The organism is Brevundimonas sp. UBA7506 (assembly GCF_002479495.1).
In the GTDB taxonomy this organism is placed as follows: Bacteria; Pseudomonadota; Alphaproteobacteria; order Caulobacterales; family Caulobacteraceae; genus Brevundimonas.
Genome location: NZ_DLNQ01000014.1, coordinates 39,735 through 58,469, shown reverse-complemented (window position 1 = coordinate 58,469; position 18,735 = coordinate 39,735). Strand labels below are relative to the sequence as shown.

Here is an 18,735-nt window from a genome sequence, read left to right as displayed (position 1 = left end):
CCGATGGCTTAATCGCGCGGCATGACCGACGAAGCCCCCATCCGCCCCGAAGCCCGCTCGCCGCGCGGGTTCGCTGACCGTCGCGGCCGCGACCTGACCGCCGAACGCCGCATCGTGGCGCGCGTTTCCGAGGTCTATGAGCGCTGGGGCTTCGAGGCGCTGGAGACCCCGGCGTTCGAGTACGCCGACGCCCTGGGCAAGTTCCTGCCCGACGCCGACCGCCCCAACGAGGGCGTCTTCGCCCTGCAGGACGACGCCGGATCGGACGAGCCGGGCGAGTGGATGGCCCTGCGCTATGACCACACCGCGCCCCTGGCCCGCTTCGCCGCCCAGAACTGGGAGACCCTGCCCAAGCCCTTCCGCCGCTACGCCTACGGCCCGGTCTGGCGCAACGAGAAGCCCGGTCCCGGCCGCTTCCGCGAGTTCTGGCAGTGCGACGCCGACACCGTGGGCTCCGACCGCCCTGAGGCCGACGCCGAGATCATCGCCATGGGCTGCGAGGGCCTGCGCGCCGCCGGTCTCGGCGACGGCCAGTCGGTCATCCGCGTCTCCAACCGCAAGCTGTTCGACGGCCTGTTCGACGCCGGCGGCGTGACTGACGCGGTCCAGCGCCTGACCGCCCTGCGCGCTGTCGACAAGTACGACCGCCTGGGTCTGGAGGGCGTGCGCGCCCTGCTGGGCGAGGGCCGTCTAGATGAATCCGGCGACTACACCAAGGGCGCCCGCCTGCCTGCCGCCGTCATCGGCGCGGTCGAGGCCTTCCTCGTCTCGGCCGAGACCCCCGGCCTTAGCCGCGCGGGCGTGCTGGACGCCGTGGCCAACGCCGGCGCCGGCCTGGGCGCCGCGGGCGAAGCGGCCCTGGCCGAGCTGTCGGCCATCGACCGCGCCCTGACCGCCATGCGCGTCGGCGAGGCCGAGGTGAAGTTCGACCCGACCATCGTGCGCGGTCTGGAATACTATACCGGCGCTGTGTTCGAGGCCGAGCTTCTGCTCGACACTAAGGACGACAAGGGCCGCACCGTGCGCTTCGGCTCCATCGGCGGCGGGGGCCGCTATGACGACCTCGTGGCCCGCTTCACCGGCCAATCGACCCCGGCCACCGGCTTCTCATTCGGCGTGTCGCGTCTGGCCTCGGCCCTGCGCGCCGCCGGTCGCGGCGCCGACGATGCGACGCGCGGCCCCGTCGTGGTCATCGTCTTCGCGGAAGACGACATGCAGCACTATCTCGACGCCGTGTCCGAGCTGCGCGCCGCCGGCATCGCCGCCGAGCTCTATCTGGGCCGCGCCGGCATGAAGGCGCAGATGAAATACGCCGACCGTCGCGGCGCGCCGGCCGTGGTCATCCTCGGCGGCGACGAGCTGGCCGCCGGTGAAGTCACCATCAAGGACCTTGACGCCGGGCGCGCCCGCGCCGGCGCCATCGCCGATAACGAAGCCTGGAAGGCCGAGCGTCCCGGTCAGCAGAAAGTGGCGCGCGGCGACCTGATCGCCACGATCCGGGCCATTATCGAATAGTCTTCGATTAACTTTTGGCGCTGAGCGTGTATTATCGACGTTCAGTCACGAAAGACCTGCCTTTTGGCATGGACATGATTGACTTGCCCCCGGCCTTCGCGTCATTTGGTCTCACTCAGGAGGCGCAGCGATCAAACGCAGCGACATCTTGGAGGCGTTTCGGGGAGGAAACGTCCGCTCCTTAGAGAGCGTGAAAGCCCGCTGCGATGTATCCCCCGCAGCGGGCTTTTTCATGCCTGACACCCAGCAACTCCGCCCTCGGACGATGACGCGACAGCCGATTGTCGAACAAGCTTCGATAGCCAGCGGTTAGCCATGAAAAAGGGCCGGAGCGGCGACGCCCCGGCCCTCTTCATTCGTCAGACGTCACGCTTACCAGATGCGGACGCGGTCTTCCGGCGCGAGGTAGTACTTGTCGCCCGGCTTGACGCCGAAGGCTTCGTACCAGGCGTCGATGTTGCGGACCGGGCCGATCACGCGGAACTCGGCCGGGCTGTGCGGATCGGTGGCGATCTGGTTCTTCAGCGCGTCCTCGCGGTACTTGGACTGCCAGACCTGGGCCCAGCCGTAGAAGAAGCGCTGGTCGCCGGTCACGCCGTCGATCACCGGCGCGGGCTTGCCGTTCAGCGACAGATGATAGGCCTCCAGACCCACCGCCGTGCCGGCGGCGTCGCCGATGTTCTCGCCCATGGTCAGACCGCCCTGGACGTGGAAGCCCGGCAGGGGCTCGAACTGGTCGTACTGGGCCCCCAGACGGGTGGTCAGGGCCTGGAAGTTGGCCTTGTCCTCATCGGTCCACCAGTTGCGCAGCACGCCGTCGCCGTCGGACTTGGAGCCCTGGTCGTCGAAGCCATGGCCGATCTCGTGGCCGATGACGCCGCCGATGCCGCCGTAGTTGACCGCCGGGTCCGCGCTCGGATCGAAGAAGGGCGGCTGCAGGATGGCGGCCGGGAAGACGATCTCGTTATTGGCCGAGTTGTAGTAGGCGTTGACCGTCTGGGGCGTCATGCCCCACTCGGCCTTGTCGACCGGCTGATTCAGACGGTTCAGCTGATAGTTCCACTGGAACTGGCCCAGACGCTGGGTGTTGCCGAACAGGTCGTCGGCGCGGACTTCCAGGGCCGAATAGTCGCGCCACTTGTCCGGATAACCGATCTTGACGGTGAACTTGCGCAGCTTCTCCTGGGCCGCCGCCTTGGTCTCCGTCCCCATCCAGGTCAGGTTGTCGATGCGGTGCGACAGGGCGGTGCGCAGGTTGGCGACCAGCTCTTCCATCTTGGCCTTGGATTCGGCCGGGAAGTATTCGGCGACATACAGGCGACCCGCCGCCTCGCCCAGCGAACCTTCCGCGAAGCTGATGGCGCGCTTTTCACGCGAACGCTGCTCGGGCTGGCCGGACAGGTCGCGCGAACGGAACTCCCACTGGGCGTCCGAGAAACGCTTGGACAGGCTGCCGGCGGCGTCGTCCGTGGTGTGGAAGGCCTGCCAGGCCTGCAGGGTGTCGATCGGCGTCGCGGCGAAGATGGCGGCGATCTTGGGCATGGCCGTGTTCTGGCGCACGATCAGACGATTGACCGAGCCCAGGCCGGCGGCGTTGAAATAGCCGGTCCAGTCAAAGCCGGGCGCCTCGGCGGCCAGGGTCTGGATGGTGTATTCGTTATAGGTCTTGTCGCGGTTGCGGTTCTCGATCGGGGTCCAGTGGGCCTCGGCGATCTTGGTCTCCAGCGCCACGATGGCGGCGGCGTGACCGGCCGGATCGGCCCAGCCCACATTGGTCAGCATCCGCTCGATATAGGCCTGATACTTCTCTTTCTTGTCCGCGAAGCGGGCGTCCAGATAGTAGTCGCGGTTCGGCAGGCCGATGCCCGACTGGCCCGTCGTGACGGCGTAGCGGGTGGGGTTCTTCTGGTCGATGGTGATGCCGGTGCCGAAGAAGGACGAGCCGACGCGGCCCTGGGTCTGACCCATGTAGGCGGCGATCTTCTCATGGGTGTCCGCGGCGCGGATGGCGGCCAGGTAGGGCTGCAGCGGCTGGGCGTCCAGCTGCTCGATGCGCGCCTCGTCGATGTAGCTGCGATAGGCGTCGGCGATCTTGGCCTCGTCCGAGCCCGGCGTCAGGTCGGTGCGCGCGACCAGACCCTGGATCAGGGCCTTCATGCGGTTGTCCGACAGTTCCCGCAGCAGGGGGAAGGAGCCGTAGGAGGTGCGATCCGACGGGATCTGCAGCTTGTCGAAGGCCGTGCCGTTGGCGTAGCGGAAGAAGCTGTCGCCCGGCGAGACCGAGGTGTCGCGGCCCGACAGGTCAAAGCCCCAGGTTCCGTACTTGGGGGCGTCCGTGCCGACCCAGCCGGCCGGCGCAGCGCCGCCTTCGGGCGCCGAGGCGCCGTGGAACAGTTCCACGACCGTGCAGCTCTCGTCCACGCAGGCGTGGTCGTGACCGTCTTGCGCCGCCGCCATGCCGGCGGGCAGGAACAGGGCGCCGACAGCGGCCCCGATCAGCAGTTTCTTCATAAGCAAATCCCTCGACTAACCCATGCTCAGGTTCGGCGCGGACCCTAATCCCGCCTTGAGCGCCCCGGCGTCTTAAAAAAAGTTCATGAAAGACGCGAGCGGTATCGCCAGAACGTGATCGCCTGCATCACAGTGCGACCTTACGGAGGATCCATGGGCCAGGCGCACGGCGGCGAGTATCGGGACCTTGTGGTCTTTCTGGCGGCCGCGGGCGTGGTCGTGCCCCTGTTCAACCGCCTCAAGATCAGTCCGGTTCTGGGCTTTCTGGCCGCGGGCGTCCTGCTGGGCCCCGACGGCCTGGGCCGGTTCGCCCAGACGCACGGCTGGCTCGGCTGGCTGACCATCGGCGATCAGGCCCAGATCCGCCAACTGTCGGAGCTGGGCGTCGCCTTCCTCCTGTTCATGATCGGACTGGAGCTGTCGTGGGAACGGCTCAAGGCCATGCGTCGCATGGTTTTCGGACTCGGCATGCTGCAGATCGCCGTCTGCGCCGTCGCCATCGCCGTCGTATTCATGGTCCTGGGCCAGCCCTTGGCGGGGGCAGCGGTTCTGGGCATGGGCCTGGCCCTTTCCTCGACCGCCGTGGTCATGCCGGTTCTGGCGGCGCAGGGCCGCATCAACAGCGAGACCGGCCGCGCTTCCTTCGCCGTGCTTCTGGCCCAGGACGTGGCGGTGGCGCCCATCCTGATCACCGTCACCGTTCTGGCCACCTTGGCCCAAAGCGCCGCATCCGGCGGCGCCGTAGAGCCCGCCGCCCTGGGACGCGCCCTCTTCACCCTGCTGCCGGCCGCCGGCGGCCTGTTCCTGATGGTCTTGCTAGGCCGGCTGGTGCTGCGCCCCATGTTCCGCTCGGTGGCCCGGGCCCAGCATCGCGGCGAGGGCCGTGAACTGTTCGTCGCCGCCTGCCTTCTGGTCGTTGTCGTCGCCGGGTTGGGGGCCCAGGCGGTCGGCCTGTCGATGAGCCTGGGCGCCCTCGTGGCCGGGGTGCTCCTGGCCGAGACCGAGTTCCGCCGCGAGGTCGAGGTGGCCATAGATCCATTCAAGGGCTTGCTGCTCGGCGTCTTCTTCATCGGCGTCGGCATCGGCCTGGATCTGGACGCCGTGGCCGCCGACCCCTGGACGGTGCTGGGTCTGGCCGGCGGCCTGATCCTGTTGAAGGCCTTGATCATCTTCATTCTGGCGCGCGCTTGGGGCCTGGCGGCGCGTTCGGCTATCGAGACCGCCCTGGTTCTCGGCCCGGCGGGCGAATTCGCCTTCGTCGTCCTGTCGACCGGCCTGGTCGAGGGCCTGGCGGACCCCGACCTGACCCGCAAGGCCATGCTGGCGGCCACCCTCAGCATGTTCGCCGTCCCGCCCCTGGCCGTCCTGGCGCGGGTGTTGACCCAAGGCGCCGCCCTTCCGCTTGAGACCGACGCTGAGGGCTTGTCGCCGAACGGCGCCGTCCTGGCGCCCGACGGCGCCGTCCTGGTGGTCGGCTTCGGTCGGGTGGGCCGACTGGTGGGCGAACTTCTGGCCGAACACGACCAGAGGTTCATCGCCCTCGACGCCGACCCCGCCTCGGTTCGCTCCGGCCGCGCCGAGGGCTTCGAAGTCTATTTCGGCGACGCCGCCCGGCCCGAGATGCTCAACGCCTGCGGCCTGGAATCCGCCCGCGCCCTGATCGTCACCATGGATAGCCCGACCAAGGTCGATGAGGTGGTCAAGGCCGCCCGCGCCCTGCGCCCCGACCTGATCCTCATCGCGCGCGCACGCGACGACCGACACGCCGCCCGTCTTTACGCCCTGGGCGTCACCGACGCCGTGCCGGAAACCACCGAGGCCAGCCTGCAACTGGCCGAAAACACCCTGGTCGACCTCGGCGTGCCCATGGGGCTTGTGCTGGCGTCGATCCATGAACGCCGCGACGGCTTCCGCAGAACCTTCCAGGCGGCCGCGCCCGATGATCGCGGCGCCCGCCCCGCCCGGGCTTTCAGAAGCGTGCGATCCGCTCTCTCGCCACCGACCGGGAATACGTGACTACGTAAAAACCCTTATGTAGATTGACCTTAAGGCCAAGCTTCAGCAAGATTTGAGCGCGGTTCGTGACCCATTTTGGTCAATGTTCGGTGATGAAAGTTCGCCTCCCCCCACGGGACGCCTGTCGTCGTCTTGCCGTGGTCCACGCCGAGGCGGCGTCGGATCTGGTTCGATGCTGCTAACGTCCTTCACGACCGGCGGGCTCTAAGCCCCTCCCGAGCCAGAGTATTTTACTGATGCGTGAGACCACCCTGTCCGCCCCCGAGGCTGCCGAAACCGAAGCCCCGGTCCGGATGAACCGCCGCCAGGCCGCCAAGATCCGCACCCGTCAGAAGGTGCTGGACGCCGCGCGCGCCCTCTTCGCCGAGCGCGGCTACGACGCCGCCACCATTCGCGACATCGCCAAGGGCGCCGGAATGTCGACCGGCGCCGTCTTCGCCAACTTCCAGGACAAGGCCGAACTGTTCGAGTGCGTCTTCGCCGAGGAAATGGCCGGGCTGCTGCAGGACATCCAGACCGCCGCCGGTCATGAAGGCCGCGTCGCGGAGCGTCTGGCCGAGGGCCTGACCGCCGGTTACCATCGCTCGCTGGAGCACCTGCCGCTGATGCAGGCCATGATCGCCCGCTCGTGGTTCCAGCCCGAGGCCGCCGACGCCCGTTCGCGCACCTTCGTCAAGCCCATCATCGAGGCCGTCATCGCCGTGCTGCAAGGCGGCATCCGCGAGGGCGAACTGCGTCAGGACCTGGATCAGCTGGTCATGGCCCGCATGATCTGGGACGTCTTCATCGCCAACTTCCGCTACGCCGCCTACGACAACTGGGGCATCGAGGAGCTGACGCCGCACATCCGCAAGCAACTGGACCTCATCCTGTCCAGCCAGTTGTCGCGCCAGTAATCGGCGGGGCGACGCGCCCCTGACCGCCGAACAAAAAGGCCTCTCCCCATCGCGGGAGAGGCCTTTTTCTTGGCTTCAGACCCGGCGCCGACTGACCGTGGCCAGCCCTCCGCTCAGCTCTTCCAGCGCAGGACAATTTCCTTGATCGGATTGACGAAGGCGCGGCCCTCGGCGCGGCTCTTGGTCCACTCGCGCTTCAGCTGCTGATACCACTTGGCCTGCTTGTCGGCGTCGTCGATCCAGATCAGGGCGGGATCGTACTTCAGCCCCTCGTTCTGCAGGTTCACCATGCCGCCGTCCTGCTTCAGGAAGGCGACCACGCCCATCCGCAGGAAGGGCTTGGCGATGGCGAACACCCAGTGGTCGGACCAGAAGATCTGGGTGATGCGGGTCTTGTTTTCCGTCACCGGCGTCAGGCAGGTCAGGGCCAGCACCTGCTTGGCGCCGACCTGGATATGCTCCCAGCGATAGCCCGGCAGGCGGAAGGTGATCTCGGTCGCCGGCGCCCCGCCCAGAATCTTGTACAGGCGGCTGTTCGACGACGGGGCGTGGCGCACCATGGCCCAGCCATAGTCGCGCGGCGCGAAGGTCTTGGCCTTCTCGTGCATCGAGTGTTCGGAGCGCCACCACCACTGCTGATGCACGAAGGGGCCGTGCGCGGGGTCCATCAGGCCGATGACCGCGTGGTCGATATGGCTGTCGAAGTCCATGGCCTCGACCAGCTTGGCCTCGACCTCGGCGCCGGGGAAGAGCGGCGGCTCGTGGTCCGGCTCGGACGGATTGCGCGCGTCCGAAGCCATCCAGACGAAGACCAGGCCCTGGCTCTCGCGCACCGGATAGGACCGCACCCGGATGCGGTTGGCCTCGAAGGCCTGATCCTCGACCAGGGAGGGAATGGCCGCGCAGACGCCGTCGGGGCGGAAGCGCCAGCCGTGATAGGGGCATTCGATCGTCTCGCCCTCGCCCGGCTTTTCCACCAGACGCCCGGCCGACAGGGGCGCCGCCCGGTGGGGGCAGATGTCGCGCATGGCGTAGACCTCGCCCGCGCGGGTCCGGCCGACCAGAACCGGTTCGTCCATCACCTCATAGCGCTTCAGACTGGCGACCGGCACGTCGCGCGCCAGGGCCACGAAATACCAGGCGTCGCGCACGAAGCCCTTGCCGAAGGCGGTCGGCGGCGCCTTGGCCTCGGGAGCGGTCGCGGGAGAAGAAGCAGCGTCAGCGGTCATGGCCGCTTTCTAGCAGCAGGGACCGCCGCCCGTCCAAAGCCCATTCCCTTCTGCAACCGATGAATTAATCTGGGTCAAAATCTTCGGGGAGAAGACGCCATGATCCGCACCGCCTCCATTCTTGCTTCCGGCGCCGCCGCCCTGCTGCTGGTCGCCGCCCAGCCCGCCCTGGCCCAGGACGGCCACACAAACCATGCCGAGGGCCACGCCGCTCACGGCCACGCCCACGCCGCCTTCGCCTCGGACCGCCTGCACGTCCGCGTCGACGGCCCCGAAGGCGCCCCTGACCTGATCCTCATCCCCGGCCTGTCGTCCTCGCCCGAGATCTGGCAGGGCGTGGTCGATCATCTGGGGGACCGCTACCGCGTCCACCGCATCCATGTTCAGGGCTTCGCCGGCGCCCCGGCCAAGGGCAATGCGACCGGGCCTGTCGCCGCCCCCGTGGCCGAGGAAATCGCCCGCTACATTCGCGAACAGGGTCTGCAAAAGCCCGCCGTCGTCGGCCACTCCATGGGCGGGACCATGGGCATGATGCTGGCCGCACGGCACCCCGACCTCGTCGGCAAGCTGATGGTGGTGGACATGATCCCCTTCATGGGCGCCATGTTCGGCCCGCCCGGAACCACGGCCCAGAGCGTCGTCCCCGTCGCCGATCAGGTCTTCACCGCCCAGTCGACCGCGCCCCGCGACCAGTACCTGACCCAGGCCAAGGCCGCCGTCACCGGCATGATCAAGACCGAGGCCGCCCGCTCCGGCCCGTTGCAGGACACCGAAAACAGCGATCAGCAGGTCTCGGCCGCCGCATTCCGCGAACTGATCGTCACCGATCTGCGCCCGGAACTGGGCAAGATCACCGCCCCGACCGAAGTCCTCTACGTGAAGTTCAACGACCCGCGCATGACCGACGCCATCACCGACGCCATCTATCAGATGTCGTTTTCGACCCTGCCGGGCGCGAAACTGAAGCGCATCGATGACAGCGCCCACTTCATCATGCTGGACCAGCCGACGGCCTTCTACGGCGACCTCGACGCCTTTCTTTCGGCGAAATAGGTCCTCACGCTCCTGTGATTAGAAAAGACGGCGTTTTCTGCGACGGCGCGACCCGGCGTCTTGCTTGGGCGAATATCTGAGTTTGGACGCTGTCGCGTCCCTGCCGATTTCGCTCTAGGGTCACGCCGCTGCAAGAGGGACTTTCATGGCGCGTAAAGACGGCGGACCGGACCGCAACGAGCAGGCTGGCGGCAAGAAGCCGCGTCGGTCCTTCCTCGGCAACCTCTTCTACTGGGGCGCGGTGCTGGCCGTCTGGGGCCTGATCTTCGCGGTCGTCTTCTTCGCCATCTTCGCGCGCGACCTGCCCGACACCTCGACGCTTTATGACGTCGAGCGCCAGCCCTCGATCACCTATCTGGACCGCTCCGGCGCCCTGATCGCGGTGCGCGGCACCCAGATGGCCCCGCCGGTCGATCTGGACTCCCTGCCCGACTATGTCCCCGCCGCCTTCGTGGCCATCGAGGACCGCCGCTTCTACCACCACCCCGGTTTCGACCCCATCGGCATGAGCCGCGCCATGGCGCTGAACCTCAAGGCCGGACGCGTGGTCCAGGGCGGCTCGACCATCACCCAGCAGCTGGCCAAGAATCTGTTCCTGACGCCCGATCAGAACATGAAGCGCAAGGTCCAGGAGCTGATGCTGGCCGTCTGGCTGGAGATGAAGTTCACCAAGAAAGAGATTCTCGCCCTCTATCTGAACCGCGTCTATTTCGGCGCCGGCGCCTATGGCATCGAGGCCGCCTCGCAGCGCTATTTCGACAAGAGCGCGGACAAGCTGACAGTCGGCGAATCCGCCCTGCTGGCCGGCCTGCTGAAGGCCCCGTCGCGCTATTCGCCCGTCTCCGAGAGCGAACGCGCCGCCACCCGAGCCAACGTCGTGCTGAACGAAATGGTCGACGTCGGCGCCATCACCCCGGCCCAGCGCGAAGCCGCCGTGGCCGAGCCGGTCCGCGTCTCGCGCACCCTGGCCAGCCAGCACGCCCAGTATTTCATCGACTGGCTGGACAAGCAGATCCGCGGCCTGGTCGGCGAACCCACCGAGGACATGGTGGTCGAGACCACCCTCGACCTGACCCTGCAGACCGACGCCGAGCGCGCCGTGCGCCGCATCCTCGACCGCGACAAGGGCCGGGGCGTCGAACAGGCGGCCCTGGTCGCCCTGGACGGCGAAGGCCGGGTCCGCGCCATGATCGGCGGCGGCTCCTACGCCGACAGCCAGTTCAACCGCGCGACCGACGCCCGCCGCCAGGCCGGCTCGGCGTGGAAGCCCTTCGTCTATCTGGCGGCGACCGAGGCCGGCTACACGCCCTCGACGCCGGTCGTGGACCAGCCCGTGACCATCGGCGGTTGGTCGCCCAAGAACTATTCCGGCAACTTCTCGGGCCAGATGACCCTGGCCCAGGCCGTGGCCCAGTCGACCAACACCGTGGCCGCCTATGTGGCCGATCAGGTCGGCCGCGACGCCGTGGCTCGCGCGGCCCGCCGCCTGGGCATCACCAGCGAAATCGGCCTGCAGCCGTCCATGGCGCTCGGCGCCGTCGAGGTCAGCCCGCTGGAGATGGCTCAGGCCTATGACGCCTTCGCCAACGGCGGCAAGCGGGTCGAGGCCTATGGCATCAGCCGCATCCGCACCCCTTCGGGCCGCGTCATCTACAGCCACGGCACGGGCGAAAACGGTCAAACCATCAACAACCCGCCGCTCTACTACATGAACCAGATGCTGCGCGGCGTGATCACCTCGGGCAGCGGCCGTTCGGCGGCCATCGGCGGGCGTGACATCGCGGGCAAGACCGGCACCACCTCGGACTACAAGGACGCCTGGTTCGTCGGCTACACCGGCGGCTTCGTCGCCGCCGTCTGGGTCGGCAAGGACGACAACAAGGCCATGCGCGGCGTGACCGGCGGCTCCTCGCCCGCCGCCATCTGGCGCGGCTTCATGGAGGCCGCCCTGCCCAAGCTGGCGGTCCACCCCATCCCCAACGGCCCGCCCCTGCCCGAAGGCTGGGTCGCGCCCGATCCGGTCGGCGACATGATGGGTCAGGTCGAGGATCCCTACGCCCAGCCGGTCGAGGGCGACCCCGGCCCCGCCATCGTCGACGGCCAGCCCGTCCCGGCGCCCGCGCCCCTGCCCAACAACCAGCCGGTCGTTCGCCCCACCTCGCCGCAGCCGTCCCCCAAGGACGCCCCGCGCAGCGAGAAGAAGCCCGAGGCGGTGTTCTTCTAGGGGAGGAAGAACGCATACTTTCTCGCTCGTCCCGGCGAAGGCCGGGACCCAGATTGTAAGGCGCGCCGTCTGCGGAAGTAGTGCGATCCCGCGTGCAGGACCTGCCGTCTCGTCATTTGATCTGGATCCCGGCCTTCGCCGGGATGAGCGGGAGTCTAGGCCTCTACCGCCCCACGGCGTGCAGGGCCGCGCCGTGGTCGCGCAGCCATTGGCGGAACGGGCGATGATCGCCGACCAGCCGGTGCACCACCGCCCAATAGGCGGGGCTGTGGTCGGCATGGACCAGGTGGGCGACCTCATGCGCGGCCAGATAGTCGGCCACTTCCGGCGGGGCCATGATCACCCGCCAGGAATAGCGGATCGAGCGGTTGTGCGGGCTGCACGAACCCCAGCGCGAGCGGGTGTCGACGATCGACACCTTGACCGGCTTCTGGCCCAGCGCCGTCAGATGAACCTCGGTGCGGGCGACCAGAAACGCGCGCGCCGCCCTCTTGAACCAGTTCTCGACCCGGCGCGAGAAGGCCTCGCCCTCGCCGCCCGAGCGGATCACCGGCCCGTCCGGCGTCTCGACCAGACGCGCCGCGCCGGCCCCGCCGACCGCCTCCAGCCGCACGCTGCGTCCCAGCCAGGAGATGGTCGCGCCGGGCTCCAGCGGCGCGCCAGCAACCCGCGCGGCCAGCCGGTCGGCGATCCAGTCTGACCTGGTGCGCGCAAAGGCCACGACCTCGCCCAGACGCCGCTCCGACGGGGCCACGGCCACGGCTTCACCGGCGCGGGCGTCGATACGGATCGACAGCCTTCGTGCGCGCGGGTTCACCGACAGGCGAAGGGCGCCCCCGCCCTCAAGCGGCAGCCGCTGGCCGTTCCGATACTGCACTTAAGGACTCGTTCTGGGCGATGAAGTCGCGCACCCGCGGATAGATCTCGTCGCGGAAGCGGCGGCCGTTGAAGACGCCGTAATGGCCCACGCCCGGCTGGACGTAGAGCAGGCGGCGGTCGTCGGGGATGTTGGGCGTCAGGCCATGCGCAGCCTGGGTCTGACCCACGCCGGAGATGTCGTCCTTCTCGCCCTCGACCGTGGCCAGGCCGATGTCGCTGATCGCCGTCAGATCGACCGTCTGTCCGCGATGCTCCAACAGCCCCCGCGCCAACAGGTGCTGCTGGAAGACGATGTCGATGGTCTGGAGATAGAATTCCTCGGTCAGGTCCAGCACCGACAGGTATTCGTCGTAGAACTGCTCGTGCTTCTCGACCCCGTCGCCGTCGCCGTCGACCAGGCTCTCGAAGTAGCGATGATGGGCGTCGACGTGCTTGTCCTCGTTCATCGACATGAAGCTGTAGAGCTGGACGAAACCCGGATAGACGCGCCGTCCGAACCCCGGATAGGGCCAGGGCACCGTGTGGATCATGTTCGACCTGAACCAGGTGAAGGGCTTTTCCTCGGCCAGCTGGTTGGTCACCGTCGGCGACAGGCGGGCGTCGATGGGCGAGCCCATGAAGGTCATGGAGGCGGGCCGGTTCGGGTCGTTCTCGGCCGCCATGACGGCGCAGGCCGCCAGCACCGGCGGTCCCGGCTGACAGACGCCGACGACGTGGGCGCGCGAGCCGATGGCGCTCAGCATGGCCCGGACGTGGTCGATGTAGTCGTAAAAGTCGAAGCGGCCTTCCAGCACCGGCACCTGTCGGGCGTTGCTCCAGTCGCTGACATAGACATCGTGATCCTGAAGGAAGCCCTCGATCGTGCCGCGCAGCAGGGTGGCGTAATGGCCCGACAGGGGCGCCACGATCAGGACGGCGGGCGCGTCGGACGGCTTGCCCGCCTTCTTCAGATCGCCCGCGTCGCGCTTGAAGCGCACCAGCCTGCACCAGGGCGAGGACCAGACCACCTGCTCGGTCGTGCGCACGGCGTGGCCGTCGATGTCGAGGATCTCCAGCCCCCAGGCGGGCTTACCGTAGCGCCGCGTAAGGCTCTCGAACACCTCGGCCGAGGCGTAGGCGGTGCGGCCGATGGCCGTGTCCGAGGCCGGATTGAAGGGCGATGTCCAGAACTGGCGGGCCATCTGGGCCCCGATCCGGAACGGCGTCGCTGAATGATAGGCGAGCTCGTGAAATGCGTAGAGCATGAAACCCCGACTGCGGCCCCCGCCGATGCGGCAGTGCAGCATATATTAGGTTTCAGCGCAAAACAGACCAAGCTCGCCCCAATCAGGGAAAGGTGATCAGCCGCGCTCCATGGCGTTCTCGATCAGTCTGGCGGTGCGGTCCGGCCCCAGGTCGTGGGCCACGGCGCTGCGGAACTGGCCGTCCGGCCCCATCAGATAGACGGTCAGGCTGTGGTTCATCGTATAGCCCTCGCCCTCGCCGACCTTCTGGTAGAAGGCGCGGTATGCCTTCGCCGCCTGGGCCGTCTGTTCCGGCGTGCCGGTCAGGCCGATGACGCCCTTGGGGAAGCCGTCCGACGACAGATAGTCCTTCAGCAACTGCGGCGTGTCGCGCTCGGGGTCGATGCTGATGAAGACGATCTGCAGATCCTTGGCCTTGTCGCCCATCCGCTCCTGAACGGCGTTGAGCACGCCCAGCGTCGTCGGGCAGTAGTCGGGGCAGTAGGTGAAGCCGAAGAAGACCAGGGTCCACTTGTCCTTCAGGATCGACTGATCGACGACCTGTCCGTCCTGGTTGGTCAGGGTGAAGGGCCCGCCCACCATCGGTTGCCCCGTGCCGGTCTCGGCGACCTGAGCCGACTGCTCGCGTCCCTTGACCACGACCATGGTGATCAGGCCGAGCGCCAGGGCGATGACCGCACAGGCGGACGCGAACAGGATGACAGGACGACGCGGCATCGACTTCTCCTCAAGCGGCGGATGCGGCCGCCGACGTCGCGGTCTATAGAAGAGGCGTGAGCAGCACAGAAGCCCCCTCCCTGTCGCAGGCCGCCCAACGCGTGGGAGCGGGGGTGGCCGCCGTTCCGTCCGGCTCGATGGAGGCCCTGCGCGAGCGGCCCCGACGCGGGCGCGGCCTGTCGCTGCGCACCCTGATCGTGTTGCGCTGGCTGGCGGTCTTCGGCCAGACCTGCGCCATCCTGACCGCCTATTTCGCCCTGCACTTCCCCCTGCCTTTGTGGGAATGTCTGGCGACCATCGGCGCGGGGGTGGTCATGAACCTGGCCACCATGGCGCGGGCGCGGCGCATCGACGGCAGCCTGCCCAACGGCCTTCAGACTGCGACGCAGCTGGGCTTCGACATCCTGCAGCTGGCCACGCTCCTGGCCCTGACCGGCGGGCTGGACAACCCCTTCTGCCTCCTGCTGGTCGCGCCGGTGACCATCGCGGCGGCTTCCTTGCCCTCGCGTCAGGCCCTGGTGCTGGGCGTCATGGCCCTGATCGCTCTGGCCGTTCTCTTCTCCTGGTCCCTGCCCCTGCCCTGGCGCCTGCACGAGCATCTGGTCCTGCCGCCCCTCTATCGGTTCGGCATGGGCCTGGCCCTGGCCACCGGGGTCCTGTTCACCTCGGGCTACGCCTGGAAGGTGGCCGCCGACGCCGAGAAGCTGGAACTGGCCCTGGCCACCACCCAGGACGTGCTCCAGCGCGAACAGAGGCTGGCGGCGCTCGGCGGTCTGGCCGCCGCCGCCGCCCATGAACTGGGCACGCCCCTGGCGACGATCCAGGTCGTGGCCAAGGAGCTGTTGCGCGCCTCCCCGCCCGACAGCCCGACCGCCGAGGACGCCGCCCTGATGCTGCAACAGGCCGAACGCTGCCGCGACATCCTGAAACAGCTGTCGGCCCAGCCCGAGGACGGCGACCCCCTCTACGCCGACGTCGACCTGAAGGCCCTGCTGGAGGAGGTGGTCGAGCCGCACCGCGGCTTTGATCTGGATTTCCAGACGGCGGTGAAGGCCCCGCCGGGCCAGCCCCTGCCGCGGGTCCATCGCCTGCCCGAGGTCGTTCATGGCCTGTCGACCCTGATCGAGAACGCCGCCGACTTCGCCCACAGTCGCGTGCGCGTGACGGCCATAGTCGACGCCGGCTGGATCGAGATCGACATCGTCGACGACGGGCCCGGCTTCGCTTCGGAAATCCTGCCGCGACTGGGCGAGCCCTATGTCACCAGCCGGCCCCAGGCCAAGGCGCGCCGCGCCCTCGCGGCCCAGATCGCCGCCGCCTCGGCCCGCCCGCGCAAGGCGGGCCGCCCCACCGCAGCCCCCCCGCCCATCACCGCCCCCATTGCGCCCAGCCAGGGCGGCATGGGGCTGGGCTTCTTCATCGCCCGCACTCTGCTGGAGCGCAGCGGGGGCAAGGTTTCAGTCGGATCCGGCGGCGGCGAAAAAGGCCAGCCCAAGGGCGCGCGCGTCACCGTCCGCTGGCCGCGCCAGGCGCTCGAAGTCACAGATCCCGCCCTTGAACCAAGCAACGCCTAGGTGGAACCTGATGTCGCAGTCGGGAGCTAAAACCTTGACCATGCCGCGCGGACGCACGACCTGAGCGTCAGGAGAACTAAATGTCCGAACTCGAAGCGCGTATCGCCACCCTCGCCGACAAGACCCTGCTGCTGCTGGACGACGACGCAGCCCTGCGCACGCGCATGGGCCGGGCGCTGGAAGCGCGCGGCTTCACCGTGACCCTGGCCGGCTCCGTGGCTGAGGCCGGCGACGCCCTGCGCGTCTCCGTCCCCGCCTTCGCCGTGCTGGACATGCGGCTGGAGGACGGCAACGGGCTGAAGGTGGTCGAGGCCATTCGCGAGCGCCGTGAAGACGCCCGCATCGTCATGCTGACCGGTTACGGCGCCATCGCCACGGCGGTCGCGGCGGTCAAGGCCGGCGCCGTCGACTATATGCAGAAGCCCGCCGACGCCGACGACGTGGTCAAGGCCCTGCTCTCGGTCGGCGAAGCCCCCGAGCCGCCGGAAAACCCCATGAGCGCCGACCGGGTGCGCTGGGAGCATATCCAGCGCGTCTACGAGCTGTGCGACCACAATGTCTCGGAAACCGCCCGCCGCCTGGGCATGCACCGCCGGACCCTGCAGCGGATTTTGGCGAAGCGGGCGCCGCGCTAACTCCCTTCTCCCCTTGTGGGAGAAGGGCATCACTCACGCATCGTCCTGAGCGCGCCCAGTCGCGCAAAGGCCAGGGTCAGCGCCTTGCGCCGGGCCGGGGCCAGGGGCGTGGCCGGCGCCTCGCGCACCACGGCCCCGCCGAAGCCGTCGGCGACGATCAGGCCCGGCTCGTCCGGCAGAACCCCCTGCGGAAACTCGGGCGCCACGGCGAAGTAGAAGGCGTCGCAGAACGGCCCGTACTCCTGCCATTTGCGGTCGACGCGATAGTCATCGATCCCCGACTTCACCTCGCAGATGATCACGTCGCCCTTGGGGCCCAGGGCCATGACGTCGGCGCGCCGGCCATTGGGCAGACAGACCTCCAGCAGGGGCGCATAGCCCAGGTCGCGCATCAGCCGCGCCGCCCCCCGCGTGACCGACAGGGTGGTCTCGGGACGGCTGAAGACCAGTTCGAGATGCAGGGCGGAGGCGACCATGCAGCCTTTATGTTCCGCCTATGTTCCCACCGCAAGCGGCGCCGTCAGCGGCCGGTGTGAACCGGCTCCCCGCGAAAGCCCAGTTCCCGCGCCCGCGCGATCAACCGGGTCCGGGTCGCCTCCGACGGGCTCTGGCTGCGGTGCCAGATCCACCAGTTCGACTTGTTCGGAAGACCCATGATGGCCCAGCTGTAGTCCGGGGCGTGGTCCCAGACCCAGTAGTTCTGCCCCGCCAGACCGCCGAAGCTGAGCAAGCCGGTCAGGGTGAAGCGGAACTTGGCCCTGGTGGAAGCGTCGGTGACGCGGGCGTTGGCGTGCAAGGTCTCGATCTGTCCGCCCGGGCGCCGGGTGCAGGTCACGACGATGCCGTAACGCCCGGCCCGGTTCTGAGACGTGAAATCGATCTGGGCGCGGCTGCAATCCTTTTGAACATCATTGGGATTGCGCACGATCTCGAACCAGCGCCCGTCGAAGCGGTCCAGGTCCACCGCCTCGGCCTGGGCCAGTGCGGGGCCGGCGAGAAGGCTGAGGCCGACGACCAGCTTCGCCAAGGGGCGCAAGGTGCGGTGTCTCATACGGCGTCCTCCGAAAGTCCCGACGGGGTCCTTACGCTCGACGCCGGGCTTCGGATGACGCGGCGGCTACAGACGCGCGCGGTTGACCCGCCAGGCCTCGCGCGTCTGGCCCCACAGGTTGACGGGGTGATGCTGGAACGGCGGCGGCATGACGCCCGGACCGCGATTGGTCGAGCCGAGACGCAGGGCCACCTTCTCCGACGCCAGATTGTCCGGGTCGATGCAGTGGATCACGTCGGGCCAGTCCAGGACGTCGAAGGCGTAGTCCATGGCGGCGGCGGCGGCCTCGACCGCATAGCCCTTGCCTGTGGCGTCGCGGTGCAGGCTCCAGCCCACCTCGCGGCCCGGCCAGTCATAGGGATGCAGCGGCCCGATGCGGCCCATCCAGTTCCCGGTCGCCTTCTCGATGAGCGAGAACATGCCCTCGCCGTGCAAGGCCCACATGCCGGCGACCGAGGCCATGGCGCGCCAGACCTCGTGCTTTGACTGCACGCCGCCGATGAAGCGGGTCGTCTCAGGGTCGCTCATGAAGTCGGCCCAACGTGGGAAGTCCTCCAGCGTCGGCGGACGCAGGAACAGGCGCTCGGTCTCCAGCGTCGGGCCAAGCGGGGACGTCGGACGTTCGATCACAGCAGATACTCCCGCTCCAGGCTGTAGACGCTGCCGTCGCCGGTCAGGACGCTCGAATAGAGGCCGAACCGGTCCACCCGGATCGGCGGCGAATGCAGCAGGTTGTGTCCAGCGATCCAGGCCCCGATGCGGTCCGGGTTCGCCTGGGGCTTCAGATAGGCCAGGGTCACGTGGGGCCGGTACTCGCGCTTCTCGGGCGGTGCCCCCGCCCGCTCGCCCGCCGAACGGCAGCGTCCGGCCAGGACGTTCAGCGGCTCAGACCTTTCCAGCCCGGCCCACAGGGTGTGGGTGCGGTGGGCGTCGCCGAAGGCCCCGACGCCGTTCAGGGTGATCTCGAAGGCCCCGCCGCCCTCGGCCCGGCTCAGTTCCGAGGCCAGGTCGTCAGCCGTCCGCTCGGACGCCTCGCCATAGAAGGCCAGGGTGACATGCAGGGCGTCCAGCGGCCGCCAGCGGGCGCCCGGCAGGCCGGACTGACGGCGTTGAAGCGTCTCGGCGACGTCCTCGGGAATGGCGATGGCGGTGAAAAGACGCAGCATGCGACCCTTGGTAGCGGGCGGAACG

The 18,735-nt window shown here is 68.5% G+C and carries 16 protein-coding genes; 7 read left to right on the top strand and 9 right to left on the bottom strand.

The window, feature by feature from the left end; genetic code table 11:
• Positions 1-21 precede the first annotated feature (21 nt).
• Positions 22-1,515, top strand: coding sequence for a histidine--tRNA ligase (gene hisS, locus B3K53_RS12310; RefSeq protein WP_292084673.1), 1,494 nt, complete (start codon positions 22-24; stop codon positions 1,513-1,515).
• Positions 1,516-1,887: 372 nt separating this feature from the next.
• Here hisS and B3K53_RS12305 read toward each other — a convergent pair whose 3' ends face one another.
• Complete coding sequence (locus B3K53_RS12305) at positions 1,888-4,026, bottom strand: M13 family metallopeptidase (RefSeq protein WP_292084672.1); 2,139 nt, start codon at positions 4,024-4,026, stop codon at positions 1,888-1,890.
• Positions 4,027-4,179: 153 nt separating this feature from the next.
• Here B3K53_RS12305 and B3K53_RS12300 point away from each other — a divergent pair, with 153 nt between their 5' ends.
• Positions 4,180-6,042, top strand: a complete 1,863-nt coding sequence (locus B3K53_RS12300) for a cation:proton antiporter (protein WP_292084671.1) — start codon at positions 4,180-4,182, stop codon at positions 6,040-6,042.
• 236 nt (positions 6,043-6,278) lie between these two features.
• The gene (locus tag B3K53_RS12295) at positions 6,279-6,938 is read left to right on the top strand and encodes a TetR/AcrR family transcriptional regulator (protein WP_292084670.1); all 660 of its coding nucleotides are present in this window, start codon (positions 6,279-6,281) and stop codon (positions 6,936-6,938) included.
• Between the two features lie 113 nt (positions 6,939-7,051).
• Here B3K53_RS12295 and B3K53_RS12290 read toward each other — a convergent pair whose 3' ends face one another.
• Entirely contained in the window at positions 7,052-8,167 is a 1,116-nt protein-coding gene (locus tag B3K53_RS12290) for an aromatic ring-hydroxylating oxygenase subunit alpha (protein ID WP_292084669.1), read from the bottom strand.
• Positions 8,168-8,266: 99 nt separating this feature from the next.
• Here B3K53_RS12290 and B3K53_RS12285 point away from each other — a divergent pair, with 99 nt between their 5' ends.
• Together B3K53_RS12285 and B3K53_RS12280 are read left to right on the top strand one after the other, a co-directional pair.
• Entirely contained in the window at positions 8,267-9,220 is a 954-nt protein-coding gene (locus B3K53_RS12285; protein WP_292084668.1) for an alpha/beta fold hydrolase, read from the top strand.
• A 145-nt stretch (positions 9,221-9,365) separates the two neighbouring features.
• Entirely contained in the window at positions 9,366-11,444 is a 2,079-nt protein-coding gene (locus tag B3K53_RS12280; protein WP_292084666.1) for a transglycosylase domain-containing protein, read from the top strand.
• A gap of 163 nt (positions 11,445-11,607) precedes the next feature.
• On the opposite strand, the gene B3K53_RS12275 is transcribed toward B3K53_RS12280, so the two are convergent.
• From B3K53_RS12275 to B3K53_RS12265, 3 genes are all read right to left on the bottom strand, one after another.
• Positions 11,608-12,321 carry a M48 family metallopeptidase gene (locus tag B3K53_RS12275; protein WP_292084665.1) on the bottom strand — a complete coding sequence of 238 codons (714 nt, stop codon included), beginning with the start codon at positions 12,319-12,321 and terminating at the stop codon, positions 11,608-11,610.
• The gene (locus B3K53_RS12270; protein ID WP_292084664.1) at positions 12,287-13,567 is read right to left on the bottom strand and encodes a polyhydroxyalkanoate depolymerase; all 1,281 of its coding nucleotides are present in this window, start codon (positions 13,565-13,567) and stop codon (positions 12,287-12,289) included. Before B3K53_RS12270 ends, B3K53_RS12275 begins: the two co-directional genes overlap by 35 nt.
• A gap of 96 nt (positions 13,568-13,663) precedes the next feature.
• Complete coding sequence (locus B3K53_RS12265; protein ID WP_292084663.1) at positions 13,664-14,284, bottom strand: SCO family protein; 621 nt, start codon at positions 14,282-14,284, stop codon at positions 13,664-13,666.
• Between the two features lie 56 nt (positions 14,285-14,340).
• Here B3K53_RS12265 and B3K53_RS12260 point away from each other — a divergent pair, with 56 nt between their 5' ends.
• On the top strand, positions 14,341-15,858 hold the full coding sequence (locus B3K53_RS12260) for an ActS/PrrB/RegB family redox-sensitive histidine kinase (protein WP_292084661.1): 1,518 nt from the start codon (positions 14,341-14,343) through the stop codon (positions 15,856-15,858).
• 80 nt (positions 15,859-15,938) lie between these two features.
• Entirely contained in the window at positions 15,939-16,493 is a 555-nt protein-coding gene (locus B3K53_RS12255) for an ActR/PrrA/RegA family redox response regulator transcription factor (protein ID WP_292084660.1), read from the top strand.
• A 29-nt stretch (positions 16,494-16,522) separates the two neighbouring features.
• On the opposite strand, the gene mmcB is transcribed toward B3K53_RS12255, so the two are convergent.
• From mmcB to thpR, 4 genes are all read right to left on the bottom strand, one after another.
• Positions 16,523-16,969 (bottom strand): DNA repair putative endonuclease MmcB, encoded by a 447-nt coding sequence (gene mmcB, locus B3K53_RS12250; protein ID WP_292084659.1) that lies wholly within the window; start codon positions 16,967-16,969, stop codon positions 16,523-16,525.
• A 44-nt stretch (positions 16,970-17,013) separates the two neighbouring features.
• On the bottom strand, positions 17,014-17,544 hold the full coding sequence (locus B3K53_RS12245) for a lipocalin family protein (protein ID WP_292084658.1): 531 nt from the start codon (positions 17,542-17,544) through the stop codon (positions 17,014-17,016).
• 66 nt (positions 17,545-17,610) lie between these two features.
• Entirely contained in the window at positions 17,611-18,174 is a 564-nt protein-coding gene (locus B3K53_RS12240) for a GNAT family N-acetyltransferase (RefSeq protein ID WP_292084657.1), read from the bottom strand.
• Complete coding sequence (gene thpR, locus B3K53_RS12235) at positions 18,171-18,710, bottom strand: RNA 2',3'-cyclic phosphodiesterase (RefSeq protein WP_292084656.1); 540 nt, start codon at positions 18,708-18,710, stop codon at positions 18,171-18,173. The genes B3K53_RS12240 and thpR overlap by 4 nt, the downstream gene beginning before the upstream one ends.
• Between the last annotated feature and the right edge of the window lie 25 nt (positions 18,711-18,735).